We start from the raw sequence: 13,779 nt of genomic DNA, 5'->3' as shown, positions 1-13,779 counted from the left end.
CCGGTTAATTACTTCTTTGTCGGTCTAAAACGATTGAACAATCCTCTGAATGTTATTGAGGTATAGGTTCCCGTTTCTTCAAACTTAAATCCTTTCCGCATCCAGTTGCCATAGAACATCAGTGGTATGAGAAGCTCTGCCGCTGCAATCCCCAGTTTGAAATATCGATCCTTCACTTGCTCGTCAAGCTGAGAACGCTTATACTGCTCATCCTGTACGTCAGCTTTGATCTGTTCGTCCAACTGTGATTTCTTAATCTCGTTCTCTCGGACATTCGCTTCACTTTCCAACGTACGCCGGCTTCGCTTATCCTCTGCGTCCAGCTCACTTTTAGTTTCCTCAATTCTCAAACGATACAGCTTTGCCAGATCCTCTATAGCCTTTGATTTCTCTTCGCTACCCGAATTCAGAGAAGATATCGCCTGAATCTCCGCTGCTATCTCCTCATTCAGTAATTCTTTGATGTTTTCACTCATTTTAGTTCTCCTTTCGTGAATTCATTAACTGTTCCATAAAAGGACTTGTTATTCGTGCGAAATATAATCTTTGATGTTGACTTTCAAGACTACATATCTTTTCTTATATATCGCATCCGCTCCCTTATGGGACAGCTCCAAAAACAAATAAGGTCCGCTGTCCGGATCAGATTGATCGATTCGCAGCGAACCAACGACATCCCTTCGGAATACCTGTCGTCCGAAAACAATTCCGATAATGATACCAACAATCATGCAAAGAATGAGCTCCATATTCCATCCCGCCTTTCAAAAAGATTTTTCTAAATTTCCCACCCGGGATTTTTTCAAATATCAACATAGCATGTCTTTCAGATACCTTGGTACTGTGTTTTAACCTAGGATAAAAAGAAAGAGCCATTGCTGGCTCAATCTTTATCGGTGTTAAATCACTTGATCGACAACGGTTTTTAGTTGCATCGCCGCTGCTTTCGCATCGTATGTTTTTGATAACGACATCGTTCGGTTTCCATCCGCTAGTAAACTAAACGCTTGTGCTCTTTGTACTTGTCTAATTCCCAACGCGGCAGGTACCAACGATAGCATTAAAACGCCTCCCGCAACGACTGTAAAAGCTGTGGCATAAGTTAAAACCTTGTTCTCAGTATCCATGAACTTAACCTCCTTTCACAATAGGAGATGTTATTTCTGCGTTCCATCGCCCTCATACACGATCTTCTTCCTCATGTCGGACCAGGCAATATATCGTTCTTTCCGACACACAGGGCAATGGAATTTACACACCTTTCCTCCGATGTCCACAACCTCTTTGCTGTCCGCCTCCAATCGACTCTGGCAATTCGGACAGTTGAAGCGATAGACTTTCTTGACTGCTATGTCTACAATCTTCATTTCAATCCCTCGCTTTATTCAGTAACCAAAAGAACCGTCTGTACAAGTTGTAATAAACATCCTTGCAGCATGGAATATTTAACCTAGCTTTCAATATATCGTAGGACCACCCTTCGGTTACGCCTTTTAAAATATAATTAGATAGTTCCGCATCTGTCGCAATCGCCGTTTGCTCGACCGTCTTCATACGCTCTAAATAGTGAGATCGAGCTTCTGCACATCGAGCAGTCGGATCGCCAACCACCCTGTTCTTTGAAAATACTTCCATATCAGAAGGCCGCCGGCTAAGCCCATCCAGGGCGGCGTATGCTTTCTTCCATATCGGATACTGTAAACAGAAATGCTTCAGTTCATAGTAGCGATGACGTTCAATCCAATATGGATTTTTCTCAGATAATTCCGGGCGAATCGTTGTTCCCATATTAACGCTTCTCTCCTTTCCATAAATATCCGGTTTCTTCCCAGAGCCGCTTCGGAGAAATATAAAAGTTAATGCGTCCATACTTCGAATTCATCTCTTCAATATTGGTAATCAACTTTCCGTTTCTAGTAGCCTTTCCAATAGGAAGCCATCCGGATATGATACCGGCTCGAACCCAGGAAGCATCTTTCCCATACACCCTGGCAACGACCGCTACCGGAACAGACCCCGGCGCAAATATAATTTCTTCCATTGGCTGTTACCTCCTTTCAACGGCTATTCTAGGATAAGAACCGCAATTTGTTAAAACAACCTCAGTGGCTATTTACATTGACTGAATGAAAAACCACAGTTAGAATGTAAAGTATCGAAAGGGGAACTATTTTTAAAGGGATGGAGGTGATGGTCATTGGTCAAAAAGCAGTACGTCTCTTATTCTAAGTGCTTTAAGCCGAAAGAGGAATCCAAACTTTTACCCGAGTACCTGGTTTTCCTTCTGAAGAATAAAGACACCAAAAAGCCTATGAATTACAGGCAATGCTACACAAAGTAATTCATCACGAGAAGCCGCCACCAACGGCTTCTTTTGATTTTTAACCATTCTCCATCCCTTTAAAAATAGTTCTCCAAACGATAAAAAAGAAAGAGCCCTTGTTAGGACTCCATTCTCTTGAAATACAATTTTTGTAGTTTTGCTCTCATTCTTGTCAATTCAATTTGAATCGCTTCTGCCTGACCAAAATTCTTACATCGTAAAAGCATATCCTCGAATATACGAATCTTAGTTTGTAAGTGTTTTTCCTCTTTTGACATCCTGAATCTCCTTTCGATTTTGTCTTTCACAAAAGGAGTTGTAATTCTTGCGAATTCTTCCATCGAGCCATCGTCATCTCGCATGGATAATCTTCATATCCATATGTCTCGCAGGTAATGAATCCCTCTAGTACGCCACGAATCACTTCGGCTTCGTACTGCTTATAACGGGAAATATAATCCGGCAATTCTCTGCGTATCTGTCCGCAGGAAGGACAACGAAACCGATTTACTTTTACCCATGAAGTTTTTCTTCCTTTAGTCCGAACAATTCTCAATACATTATCGTACCTCTTTAACCTTACTCCGCAATTCCGGCAGGTTAATTCCTCATTGCTAACCATATATCCATCCCTTTAAAAAGTTTAAGTGTAGGAGTTGACAATTCCTACACTATCATATATGATTACTGATGATAAATCAACCTTGCCGCACAAAAATCTCGATTTATAAAATATTTAAGGAGGTATTGAGAATGTTGATAAAATGCCCCGAGTGTGATCTACAGGTTAGCGATAAAGCTACTTTCTGCCCGCATTGTGGCTATCCGCTACAACCCGATATCAAACAACGAAAGCCTCGAAGCAAAAATAACAAGCGAAGGCGACTTCCTAACGGTTTCGGACAGATAAGCGAAATCAAAAATCGGAATCTCAGGAACCCCTTTCGAGCTATGGTCACAGTTGGAAAGACATCCACCGGACGTCCAATATGTAAACCATTAAAACCGGAGTCATATTTTCCAACGTACAATGATGCATATACGGCCCTGGTGGAATACAATAAAAACCCGTATGATCTGGAACCAGATATTACGATAAAGGAACTGTATGAAAAATGGCTCAGTGAATACTTAAAAGATGCATCTGATACTTATATACGTTCTGTAAATTCCGCATGGACATATTGTTCTTCCATATACGATATGCGCGCAAAAGATGTTAGGGCTCGACACATTAAAGGATGTATGGAAGAGGGATTTCGAATCGAAACGAGAGGAAAAAAGAAAGGAGAAAAAATCCATCCATCGCCAAGTACAAAATCCAGAATAAAATCTTTATTTAATACTATGTTTGACTACGCTCTTGAGTATGAAATCGTTCCTATGAATTATGCAAGAACATTTGAAATTTCTGGAGACATTATTGTTGAAATAGAGAAAAACAAGAAAAAACACTTTCCATTTACCGATGATGAAATGAAAGTTTTGTGGCAAAATGTTGATAATGTAAAATTTGCTGATTGGATTCTCATTCAATGTTATATGGGTTGGCGCCCGCAAGAACTCGCTACCTTACGGTTGGACGAGGTCAATTTAGAAAAAAGGTATATGCAAGCTGGAATGAAGACAGAAGCAGGGAAGCAACGGATAGTTCCTATTCATCCAAGAATCCTAAAATTCGTTGAACGTAATTATAAATTTGCAATTTCTATCAATAGTGAATATCTTTTTAATGATAAAGGACAGACACATTCCGGTTCCTGGTCTGTAACGTACGACAAATACGCTAATCGTTTTGAAAAAGTGATTAGTCAATTGAATCTAAACCCGAATCATAGACCTCATGATCCACGAACAACCTTTGTTACGATGGGAAAAAAATCCGGTATGGATGAGTATGCACTTAAAGAAATGGTTGGACATACCATACAAGACATAACAGAATCTACTTATACTGTCCGAGATTTGGAATGGCTGAGAGAAGATATAGAAAAAATAAAATAGCTTGTTTTTAGTGTAGGAATATGGGTGTAGAAGTAGTGTAGGGATAATGTATGAGTTACATACATTTCCCTACTTTTTTCTACTTTTAACAACATCTTAAATCCTTAATTTTACTGGATTTCCTAGAATTTCCCAGCCTTCGCCGCTTCCTCAATGCTAACCGCAACAGCCACGGTCATGCCGACCATCGGGTTATTGCCCGCGCCAATCAGCCCCATCATTTCCACATGAGCCGGAACGGAAGAAGAGCCAGCGAACTGTGCGTCGGAATGCATACGGCCCATCGTATCCGTCATACCATAGGAAGCAGGGCCTGCCGCCATGTTATCGGGATGAAGTGTACGGCCTGTACCACCGCCGGAAGCTACGGAGAAGTATTTCTTACCCTGCTCCAGGCATTCTTTCTTATAGGTTCCTGCAACGGGATGCTGGAATCTGGTGGGATTGGTGGAGTTACCTGTAATGGAAACATCTACACCTTCTTTGTGCATGATAGCAACGCCTTCACAAACATCGTTTGCGCCATAGCAGTTAACCTTTGCACGAAGTCCTTCGGAATAAGCTTTACGATATACTTCCTTAACGGTATTTGTATAAGGATCATATTCAGTCTCTACAAAGGTAAATCCATTGATTCTGGAGATAACCTGAGCAGCATCTTTACCAAGACCATTCAGGATAACCCTTAAGGGTTTCTGACGTACCTTGTTTGCTTTTTCTGCTATACCGATAGCACCTTCCGCTGCTGCAAAGGATTCATGTCCTGCCAGGAAGCAGAAGCATTCAGTTTCTTCTTCCAGAAGCATCTTTCCAAGATTACCATGTCCGAGACCTACCTTACGGGTATCCGCAACGGAACCGGGGATACAGAAAGCCTGAAGGCCTTCACCGATTGCTGCTGCTGCATCAGCCGCTCTTTTACAGCCTTTCTTAATTGCGATCGCAGCGCCTACGATGTAAGCCCAGCAAGCATTCTCAAAACAGATAGGCTGGATTTTCTTAACCTGGTCGTATACATCGAGTCCAGCATCTTTTGTGATTTTTTCAGCTTCTTCAAGGGAAGCGATGCCGTAGCTGTTCAATACGGCATTGATTTTATCAATACGTCTTTCATATGATTCAAATAAAGCCATTTCCGCTACCTCCTCTTATTCCTTTCTCGGATCGATGATCTTAACAGCATCAGCAACACGGCCGTACTGACCTTTTGCTTTCTCATAAGCTGTGTTGGGATCGTCGCCCTTCTTGATAAAGTCTGTCATCTTTCCAAGGCTTACGAACTGGTAGCCGATAATCTGATCTTCTTCGTCAAGGGCGATACCGGTCACATAGCCTTCGGCCATTTCCAGATAACGGGGCCCCTTCTTCAGAGTACCATACATGGTACCAACCTGGCTTCTTAAGCCTTTACCAAGGTCTTCCAGGCCTGCGCCTACAGGAAGTCCGTCTTCGGAGAACGCGCTCTGTGTTCTGCCGTAAGCGATCTGTAAGAACAGCTCTCTCATAGCGGTATTGATAGCATCACATACAAGGTCTGTATTTAAAGCTTCCAGAACCGTTCTTCCCGGAAGGATCTCTGCTGCCATAGCTGCGGAGTGAGTCATACCGGAGCATCCGATTGTCTCAATCAAAGCTTCCTGGATAATACCCTCTTTAACGTTCAGAGTAAGCTTGCAGGCTCCCTGCTGAGGTGCACACCAGCCAATACCGTGTGTAAGGCCGGAAATGTCTTTAACTTCTTTGGATTTTACCCATTTTGCTTCTTCAGGGATCGGAGCACAGCCGTGAGCAACGCCTTGTGCTACTGGACACATTTCTTCAACTTCTTTTGAATAGATCATGTGAAAACTCCTTTCGATATGTAGATTGTATTAGCAAACAGTGGTACCTGATAAAAGGTACCTTATTGAAAACAAAATACTCAGACGGCAAAAAGGCCGCAAAAGTACCTGTCCCTAATCGCTCGTATTATTTTCTCATATTTCAGGTCAAAAATCCAGCCTTTTTGAAAAAAATTGTCAAAGATTTGTCGAGGATACGGAAAGAGACAAAACGGCGGCCCGCCCGGCCGCCGCTCCTGCTTTTCTTCTTGAATATCAATAATACCTGGTTCAGCATCATACGGTCTTAAACGACCGCCATATCATCCCTTGGCTTTAGTTCAGCATCATGCGGTCGTTGGCAAATTCTCCTCCGCTGGCTTGTTCGAACTTTTTAAGAAGATCGGATACATGTAGTTTCTTCTTCTCTTCTCCTGCCACATCATAAATAACCCGTCCTTCATGCATCATTATAAGGCGGTTCCCATGAGCGATCGCATCCTTCATATTGTGTGTAATCATCAAAGTGGTGAGCTGATCCCTCTCCACTATTTTTTCCGTGATTTCCAGCACCTTGGCGGCTGTCTTGGGATCCAGCGCGGCCGTATGCTCATCCAGAAGAAGAAGGCGGGGTTTTTTCAGGGTTGCCATAAGCAGGGTAAGTGCCTGGCGCTGTCCGCCGGAAAGGAGGCCGACTTTGCTGGTCATGCGGAATTCCAGGCCCAGTTCCAGAATTTTAAGCTGTTCCTGGTATTGTGCGCGTTCCTTTTGGGATATTCCGGAACGCAGGGTACGCAAGCTCCCTCTCCTGGATGCCAGTGCCAGATTTTCTTCTATCTGCATGTTTGCTGCAGTTCCCGTCATAGGGTCCTGGAATACACGGCCCAGATATTTGGCACGTTTATACTCCGGCAGCTTGGTTACATTGATGCCGTCTATGGTAATGCTGCCTTCATCGACGGCAAAGACACCTGCCACTGCATTGAGCATGGTGGATTTTCCGGCGCCGTTTCCTCCGATAACAGTAACGAAATCCCCTTCTTCCAGTTCAAGGGATAAACCGTTCAGAGCTGTTTTCTCGTTGATGGTACCCGCATTAAATGTTTTGGTAATCCCGGATAAACTAAGCATGAGGAGCACCTCCTTTTTTAGCCGGCTTTTTAAAATATTGTCCCTTCAGATAAGGTATCGCAAGGAACAGGGCCACTACCAGGGCGGAGAACAGCTTCAGGTCATTGGAATTCAGGCCCAGCCACAGTACCACCTGAAGGACGATATAATAGATAATCGCTCCCAGCGCTGCTGAAAACAGTTTGAAAGCAAAATTACCGCGCACACGGCTGAAGATAACTTCACCGATGATTACAGCCGCCAGACCGATAACAATGGCTCCGCGTCCCATGTTTACATCCGCAAAGCCCTGGTATTGGGCATACAGCGCGCTGGCGAAAGCCACGATTCCATTGGAAAGCATGAGGCCCAGGATTTTACAGAAGTTCGTATTGATTCCCTGGGCTCTGGACATGTTGGGATTGGATCCGGTTGCACGGATGGAACAGCCGAGCTCCGTACCGAAAAACCAGTAAAGCAGGGCAATCAATATAATCAGAATAACAATGCATATCAAAATAGTGTTCTGATAAAAAGGTACGTCTTTAATATAGCGCAGGGAAACAAGTAAATCGTATTTATCTACTCCCACAGCCTGGTTGGAGCTGTTTCCCAGAATTCTCAGGTTAACTGAATAAAGGCCCAGCTGCGTCAGTATTCCGGCAAGAATGGCAGGTATTCCCATAGTCGTATGGAAAATACCGGTGACAAGTCCCGCCAGGGCACCGGCCAGCACCGCAAACAAAAGGGAAATCCCGATAGAATGGCCTGCACGTATCATCATAATACATACGGCCCCTCCTGTAGCCATGGTACCGTCTACAGTCAAATCTGCCAGATCCAGAATCTTATAGGTAATATAGACCCCTATTGCCATAATTCCCCAGATAAGGCCCTGGGCGCAGGCGCCTGGCAGCGCGTTAAAGAGTGACATAATGTTCACGTCATTTTCCTCCCCGTATCTTCATATATTTTAGGCTTCACAGGTATTTATTATAAAGGAAATCATTCTGAAAAGATATCTCTTTTTTTGTTAAAAATGCGGCGGACGACAAAAAGCGGCAAAAAAGCAGGGCTTTTTAACCGCTTTTGTGGGGTGCCCGACAGGCACACATCCGCATTTCACGTTATGTAGGAGCTACTGGTTATTCTGCCTTGATGGCCACATAGTCGTCAGGCACCGTAATATTCAGTTCCTTGCAGATAGCTTCGTTGTATTCCTTGGTTACATTGGGAGCAGATTCAATCGGCATTGTTGTAATGTCTGCGCCGTTAACCAGGATATCCACTGCCATTTCACCGGCCTTGTATCCGATATCATAATAGCTGATGGACAGGGTTGCAACACCACAGCCTTTGCAGATACCTTCCTCGCCTGCGATGATGGGAACGCCTGCAGGGAGACATACGTTATTGATCACTTCCGTATTGGAAGCTGAGGTATTGTCGGTGGGAACGTAGATAACATCGCATTCTCCGGCAGCATTGGTCGTTACAGAAGCGATATCATTGGAATCTGCAAAAGTATAGGTCTTGCAGGTGTATCCATATTCCTCCAGGAAGGCCTGGATCGTATCTGCCTGGTATACAGAGTTCGCTTCTGCAGAGCAATACAACAGACCTACTGTTTTCGCATCCGGGAACAACTCGTTGAGCATGGCGGCCTGTTCCTTCAGGGGAGCCAGATCCGATGTCCCGGAAATATTCTTGCCTGTAACACCGTTCCAGCTGTCGATTTCCAGCGCGGTTGCATAATCGGTAATGGAAGTTCCCAGAATAGGGATCGTGCCGGTTCCTGCTGCGGCGGCCTGCAGGGATGCCGTGGCATTTGCCAGAATCAGATCCACATCTGCGGATACAAACTGGTTAATGATTGTTGCACAGGTTGCGGAATCACCGGATGCATTCTGTTCATCAAATTTTACCTTATCTTCTCCCAGCTTCTCAATCATTGCTTCTTTGAAGCCCAGGGTTGCGGCATCCAGGGCATCATGCTGTAATAGCTGGCAGATTCCAATCTGGTATACCTTATCCGCATCTGCCTGGGCACCTGCGGCTTCTCCCGTTTCCGCCGCCGTGCTCTCTGCCGCTTCCGGCTGGACGGATTCCTGTGCGGCGGGTTCCGACGCTGCAGAAGTGTTGGATGCGCTGTCCTGTGTATTGCTTCCACAGCCTGCCAGCATAACTGCCGTCATAGTAAAGGCGGTTGCGATTGCCAATAACCTTTTCATAACATTTTCCTCTTTTCTTTGCAGTTTGACGCTTTAGCGCGTGCAAGCATTAACGCGTCTAACAGTAACTATACACGAAAAATATATATTCGTCAATACAATTTTCCATATTCGCTCGTTCCGTATAATAACGCGGCCTGCCGCCGGAAAAGCAGCGGATGCCGCGTTCCGTGTGTCGTCCGTTGTATGAAAAAAGAACCGGCAGATAACGTTCCGCCGGTTCCTGTCATTTCCTCTGCCTGTCAGTCGGTTTTTCCTTCGTCATGGCACTTTTCGGATATTTCTGTTTTTGTTTTATAAATACTGTCGGCAGGCACGAAACCTCTTACCATGGAGGTAGGATAAATATTGGTCCCCCTGCCTATCACAGTACCCGGATTCAGGACGGAATTGCATCCCACTTCTACATGATCTCCCAGCATGGCGCCGAATTTTTTCAGGCCTGTATGGCATTCTTCTCCATTGCACCTTACGACAACAAGGGTTTTATCACTTTTTACATTGGATGTGATGGAACCGGCTCCCATATGGGATTTGTATCCCAGAATACTGTCTCCCACATAATTATAATGAGGAACCTGTACCTTGTTAAATAAAATTACATTTTTAAGCTCCGTGGAGTTACCTACGACTGCGCCCTTTCCCACAATGGCACTTCCTCTGATAAAAGCGCAGTGGCGGATTTCCGCTTCCTCATCCACAATAGCCGGGCCGTTGATATTCGCGCTCGGCGCTACTTTAGCCGTTTTGGCAATCCAGACATCCTCTCCGATTTTATCAAATTTATCGGCAGGGAGCGTTTTGCCCAGTTCCAGGATAAAGGCTTTGATTTCAGGCAGGACCTCCCATGGGTAGGTGCGGCCTTCCAATACAGGTGCTGCAATCGTTTCCTTCAAGTCATACAGATTACTGATTTTACATTGTTCCATGTCTGCTCCTATCTGTGTAATACCACACGTAACTTCCCGGTTTTCAAGCTTCCTTTTTCGGTTCGCTCTGACGGGCTGCGGCCCTGGCAGGCTGTTTCACATAGTATTTCGCATTTTCATCAAACTGCCGGTACAGAATCTGCTGGTTGTTCAGCTGTTTTACAATATTTGTTCTTCTCCCCACAAAATCAGTGAGCTTTTTCATGTATTCCGCTTCTGTTATCGTCCCCTCCGCCACCATTGTAAGGCCCTTTTCCCAGCTTGCCGTAAGCGCCGGATTCAGCAAGGGCTTTATGGAATCGGATACAACATCATATATCATCTCCCCCATCTGTGTGGGAGTGATAATCTGTGTTTTCTTATTTAATGCCAGATACTGGATAGATACCAGTTTTTTCAGGATTTCGGCCCTTGTGGCACTGGTCCCGATGCCGCTCCCCTTTATCTGGGCGCGAAGTTCTTCATCTTCGATAAACTGTCCTGCGTTTTCCATGGTAAGGATAATGGTTCCTGAATTGTAGCGCTTCGGCGGGGACGTTTCCCCTTCCTTGATTTCCAGCCCTTCACAGGAAAGCTTCTCCCCTTTTTTCAGGCCCTGCAGCACCTTCAGGAAATCCGCGTCACACCGGATATCTTCTTCCTGGCTGTCATTTTCCTGCCCTTCTTTTTTCCCTTCCTCAGTTTTGGGTGCTTCCTCTTTTTTTCTGGCGAAAGAAAACTGGCTTACCTGCAGATAACCTTCATCGGTCAGTACTTTGAAGCTGGAGAAAAAACGTTCTCCCTTCATGATACTTACCAGGGATATTTTCTGGTAAACGGCAGGCGGATAAAAAATACTTAAGAATCTTCTCACAATGATTTCGTATACCTTTGCCGCTGTCCCGGAAACAGACGAAAGAGCCCCCAGGCCCTGTCCGGTGGGTATAATAGCATAATGATCCGTTATCTGCTTATCGTTGACATATCTGGTTTTTGCTATCCCCTGCCAGCTTTTCTGCTCCAGAATCCGGGCCGCAAAAACACCAGCCGGCTGAAATCCGCGCAGCCCGCCGATATTTTTGTGTATTTCCTTTGCCACGGCCGTTGAAAGCACACGGGCATCCGTTCTGGGATAGGTGGTCAGCTTCTTTTCGTAAAGCTCCTGCACGATACGCAGCGTTTCATCCGGGCTTATTTTGAAATACTTGGAACAGTCATTCTGCAGCTCCGCAAGATTATACAAGAGCGGCGGATTTTTCTGTTCTTTCTTTTTTTCTATTTTCTCAATTACAGGCGCTTCTTTTGGTTCTTCCTCCAAAAAAGAAAGCAGCTTCTGCGCATCCTCTTTTTGTTTGAAGCCATTTTCCTTATATAAAGCCGGAGACTGGAACCAGGCGGAACCCTCCGCCGCCCTCCATTCCCCTTCAAAACTGCGCCCTCCATTTGTCTGTCCGTCTGCGGAAGCGACGGCAAAGCGGCCTGTAACGCGGTAAAAAGGTGTCTTGACAAACTGCCTGATTTCCCGTTCCCGGTTCACGATCATTCCAAGGACACAGGTCATTACCCGTCCCACGGATATGACTGCTTTTTCCGCTTTCAGATAATTTTTCACTGGTGTACCGTATTTCAGCGTCAGGACACGTGAAAAATTGATGCCCATAAGATAATCTTCCTTCGCCCGTAAGTAGGCGGCGTTACATAAATTATCATAGGCGGATAATTCCTTCGCCTCCCGGATGCCCCGCAGTATCTCTTCTTCCGTCTGGGAATCGATCCAGACACGCCGCCGTTCTTTTCCAAGGATTCCGGAGGTTCCATGCGTTCCGGAGGTTCCATGTTCTCCGGCAGTTTCCTTCTTACCGGCGCCTTTTCCCTGAAGTTCTGCCTGCATCTCCACCAGGCGGTAAATGTATTCGCCCTCCCGTCCGGAGTCGGTGCATACATATATTCTTGTCACATCCTCCCGGTTGAGCAGGCCGCTTACTATGTCAAACTGCTTCTGTACCCCGGGTATTACCTCGTATTTATATTCCTCCGGAATAAAAGGCAGTGTTTTCAACGTCCACCTTTTCAGTTCCGGATCATAAGCATCCGGATAGCTCATGGTCACCAAATGCCCTACGCACCAGGTAACGATAGCCTGTTCCGATTCCATATAGCCGTCCCGGTTGCTCATATTGTATTTTAACGCTTTTGCAAATTCGCGGGCAACACTCGGTTTCTCCGCAATAAATAAATCCTTGCCCAAATTATACCTCTTTTACCAGGACTTATTTTTTAGTAATATAGCCCTGTGCTTTCAGCAGTTCCGCACACAAAACGGCGCCGCCTGCTGCTCCGCGGACCGTGTTATGGGAAAGTCCGATAAACTTCCAGTCATAAACCGTGTCTTCTCTCAGACGGCCTACGGAAATTCCCATACCTTTTTCATAATCCACATCCATACTCACCTGCGGACGGTTATCTTCTTCCAGATACTGGATAAACTGCTTCGGGGCGCTGGGAAGCTCCAGCTCCTGAGGCACACCCTTAAAGTTCACCAGCTTTTCAATCAGCTGCTCTTTGGTCGGTTTTTTGTTGAACTTCACAAAGACAGCGGCCGTATGTCCGTTGAGAACCGGAACACGTACACACTGACAGGTAATAACAGGAGATACCGCGGGAACGATCACGCCGTTTTCCAGTTTACCCCAGATACGCAGCGGCTCCTTCTCGCTTTTCTCTTCTTCACCGCCGATGTAAGGAATGATATTTCCCACCATTTCCGGCCAGTCCTTAAAGGTCTTGCCCGCTCCGGAGATCGCCTGGTATGTCGTCGCAACCACCTCCGTCGGCTCAAACTCCTTCCATGCGGTAAGTACGGGGGCATAGCTCTGGATTGAACAGTTAGGCTTTACTGCCACAAATCCCCTTGTGGTACCGAGGCGCTTTTTCTGGAATTCAATAACCTGCATGTGCTCCGGATTGATTTCCGGTACCACCATAGGGACATCCGGCGTCCAGCGGTGTGCACTGTTATTGGAAACCACAGGCGTTTCCGTTTTGGCATACTCTTCTTCAATCTTCTTGATTTCTTCTTTGGTCATATCCACAGCACTGAAAACAAAGTCCACCTTGGCGGCAACCTTAGCCACTTCGTTGACATTCATAACCGTTATTTTTTTCACTGCTTCCGGCATGGGGGAAGTCATCTTCCATCTGCCGCCCACCGCTTCTTCATAGCTTTTACCGGCTGATCGGGGACTTGCCGCAATCGTGGTCACCTCAAACCAGGGATGGTTTTCCAGCAGGGATATAAAACGCTGCCCTACCATACCGGTTCCGCCTAAGATACCAACCTTCAGTTTTTCACTCATTTTTTCTCTCCTCATCTTTCTTAAAAT

General features: G+C 45.5%; 15 protein-coding genes. 1 reads left to right on the top strand and 14 read right to left on the bottom strand.

Going from position 1 to position 13,779, the window contains the following annotated elements:
* Positions 1-8: 8 nt before the first annotated feature.
* The 6 genes from DXA36_RS01595 to DXA36_RS34160 all read right to left on the bottom strand — a co-directional run bounded on the left by DXA36_RS01595 (position 9) and on the right by DXA36_RS34160 (position 2,945).
* Complete coding sequence (locus DXA36_RS01595; RefSeq protein WP_054346218.1) at positions 9-476, bottom strand: hypothetical protein; 468 nt, start codon at positions 474-476, stop codon at positions 9-11.
* Positions 477-524: 48 nt separating this feature from the next.
* Complete coding sequence (locus DXA36_RS01590) at positions 525-749, bottom strand: hypothetical protein (RefSeq protein WP_006781054.1); 225 nt, start codon at positions 747-749, stop codon at positions 525-527.
* A gap of 150 nt (positions 750-899) precedes the next feature.
* Positions 900-1,127, bottom strand: a complete 228-nt coding sequence (locus DXA36_RS01585) for a hypothetical protein (RefSeq protein ID WP_054346217.1) — start codon at positions 1,125-1,127, stop codon at positions 900-902.
* Positions 1,128-1,368: 241 nt separating this feature from the next.
* Complete coding sequence (locus tag DXA36_RS01575; protein WP_054346215.1) at positions 1,369-1,788, bottom strand: hypothetical protein; 420 nt, start codon at positions 1,786-1,788, stop codon at positions 1,369-1,371.
* A 1-nt stretch (position 1,789) separates the two neighbouring features.
* Positions 1,790-2,041 (bottom strand): hypothetical protein, encoded by a 252-nt coding sequence (locus tag DXA36_RS01570; protein ID WP_006781058.1) that lies wholly within the window; start codon positions 2,039-2,041, stop codon positions 1,790-1,792.
* Between the two features lie 586 nt (positions 2,042-2,627).
* The gene (locus DXA36_RS34160; RefSeq protein WP_118020341.1) at positions 2,628-2,945 is read right to left on the bottom strand and encodes a DUF6431 domain-containing protein; all 318 of its coding nucleotides are present in this window, start codon (positions 2,943-2,945) and stop codon (positions 2,628-2,630) included.
* Positions 2,946-3,076: 131 nt separating this feature from the next.
* On the opposite strand from DXA36_RS34160, the gene DXA36_RS01560 reads away from it, so the two are divergent.
* Positions 3,077-4,327, top strand: coding sequence for a tyrosine-type recombinase/integrase (locus DXA36_RS01560; RefSeq protein ID WP_006781060.1), 1,251 nt, complete (start codon positions 3,077-3,079; stop codon positions 4,325-4,327).
* A 122-nt stretch (positions 4,328-4,449) separates the two neighbouring features.
* On the opposite strand, the gene DXA36_RS01555 is transcribed toward DXA36_RS01560, so the two are convergent.
* The 8 genes from DXA36_RS01555 to asd form a co-directional block, all read right to left on the bottom strand.
* A complete protein-coding gene (locus DXA36_RS01555; RefSeq protein ID WP_118675910.1) occupies positions 4,450-5,460 on the bottom strand; it encodes a GGGtGRT protein in 1,011 nt (336 codons plus the stop codon).
* A gap of 15 nt (positions 5,461-5,475) precedes the next feature.
* Positions 5,476-6,168 (bottom strand): iron-sulfur cluster assembly scaffold protein, encoded by a 693-nt coding sequence (locus DXA36_RS01550; protein ID WP_118675909.1) that lies wholly within the window; start codon positions 6,166-6,168, stop codon positions 5,476-5,478.
* A gap of 315 nt (positions 6,169-6,483) precedes the next feature.
* The gene (locus DXA36_RS01545) at positions 6,484-7,278 is read right to left on the bottom strand and encodes an ABC transporter ATP-binding protein (RefSeq protein ID WP_118675908.1); all 795 of its coding nucleotides are present in this window, start codon (positions 7,276-7,278) and stop codon (positions 6,484-6,486) included.
* Complete coding sequence (locus DXA36_RS01540) at positions 7,271-8,191, bottom strand: ABC transporter permease subunit (RefSeq protein ID WP_330424972.1); 921 nt, start codon at positions 8,189-8,191, stop codon at positions 7,271-7,273. Before DXA36_RS01540 ends, DXA36_RS01545 begins: the two co-directional genes overlap by 8 nt.
* A 211-nt stretch (positions 8,192-8,402) precedes the next feature.
* Positions 8,403-9,488 carry an ABC transporter substrate-binding protein gene (locus DXA36_RS01535; protein ID WP_118675906.1) on the bottom strand — a complete coding sequence of 362 codons (1,086 nt, stop codon included), beginning with the start codon at positions 9,486-9,488 and terminating at the stop codon, positions 8,403-8,405.
* A 242-nt stretch (positions 9,489-9,730) separates the two neighbouring features.
* Positions 9,731-10,417 (bottom strand): UDP-N-acetylglucosamine pyrophosphorylase, encoded by a 687-nt coding sequence (locus DXA36_RS01530; protein ID WP_118675905.1) that lies wholly within the window; start codon positions 10,415-10,417, stop codon positions 9,731-9,733.
* 43 nt (positions 10,418-10,460) lie between these two features.
* Positions 10,461-12,644 carry a DNA topoisomerase gene (locus DXA36_RS01525; protein ID WP_118675904.1) on the bottom strand — a complete coding sequence of 728 codons (2,184 nt, stop codon included), beginning with the start codon at positions 12,642-12,644 and terminating at the stop codon, positions 10,461-10,463.
* Between the two features lie 22 nt (positions 12,645-12,666).
* Positions 12,667-13,752: an aspartate-semialdehyde dehydrogenase gene (gene asd, locus DXA36_RS01520; RefSeq protein WP_118675903.1), complete on the bottom strand. Its 1,086-nt coding sequence runs from the start codon at positions 13,750-13,752 to the stop codon at positions 12,667-12,669.
* Positions 13,753-13,779: the final 27 nt, after the last annotated feature.

The sequence above is a fragment of the Eisenbergiella sp. OF01-20 genome (assembly GCF_003478085.1).
GTDB lineage: Bacteria > Bacillota > Clostridia > Lachnospirales > Lachnospiraceae > Eisenbergiella.
Note: the sequence above shows the minus strand (reverse complement) of the source record. Positions and strands in the feature narration are given on the sequence as shown.

Bases quoted from the DNA above. Each gene is read 5' to 3' on its own strand.
- DXA36_RS01595 (WP_054346218.1), bottom strand. From the start codon at position 476: ATGAGTGAAAACATCAAAGAATTACTGAATGAGGAGATAGCAGCGGAG.
- DXA36_RS01590 (WP_006781054.1), bottom strand. From the start codon at position 749: ATGGAGCTCATTCTTTGCATGATTGTTGGTATCATTATCGGAATTGTT.
- DXA36_RS01585 (WP_054346217.1), bottom strand. From the start codon at position 1,127: ATGGATACTGAGAACAAGGTTTTAACTTATGCCACAGCTTTTACAGTC.
- DXA36_RS01575 (WP_054346215.1), bottom strand. From the start codon at position 1,788: ATGGGAACAACGATTCGCCCGGAATTATCTGAGAAAAATCCATATTGG.
- DXA36_RS01570 (WP_006781058.1), bottom strand. From the start codon at position 2,041: ATGGAAGAAATTATATTTGCGCCGGGGTCTGTTCCGGTAGCGGTCGTT.
- DXA36_RS34160 (WP_118020341.1), bottom strand. From the start codon at position 2,945: ATGGTTAGCAATGAGGAATTAACCTGCCGGAATTGCGGAGTAAGGTTA.
- DXA36_RS01560 (WP_006781060.1), top strand. From the start codon at position 3,077: ATGTTGATAAAATGCCCCGAGTGTGATCTACAGGTTAGCGATAAAGCT.
- DXA36_RS01555 (WP_118675910.1), bottom strand. From the start codon at position 5,460: ATGGCTTTATTTGAATCATATGAAAGACGTATTGATAAAATCAATGCC.
- DXA36_RS01550 (WP_118675909.1), bottom strand. From the start codon at position 6,168: ATGATCTATTCAAAAGAAGTTGAAGAAATGTGTCCAGTAGCACAAGGC.
- DXA36_RS01545 (WP_118675908.1), bottom strand. From the start codon at position 7,278: ATGCTTAGTTTATCCGGGATTACCAAAACATTTAATGCGGGTACCATC.
- DXA36_RS01540 (WP_330424972.1), bottom strand. From the start codon at position 8,191: ATGTCACTCTTTAACGCGCTGCCAGGCGCCTGCGCCCAGGGCCTTATC.
- DXA36_RS01535 (WP_118675906.1), bottom strand. From the start codon at position 9,488: ATGAAAAGGTTATTGGCAATCGCAACCGCCTTTACTATGACGGCAGTT.
- DXA36_RS01530 (WP_118675905.1), bottom strand. From the start codon at position 10,417: ATGGAACAATGTAAAATCAGTAATCTGTATGACTTGAAGGAAACGATT.
- asd (WP_118675903.1), bottom strand. From the start codon at position 13,752: ATGAGTGAAAAACTGAAGGTTGGTATCTTAGGCGGAACCGGTATGGTA.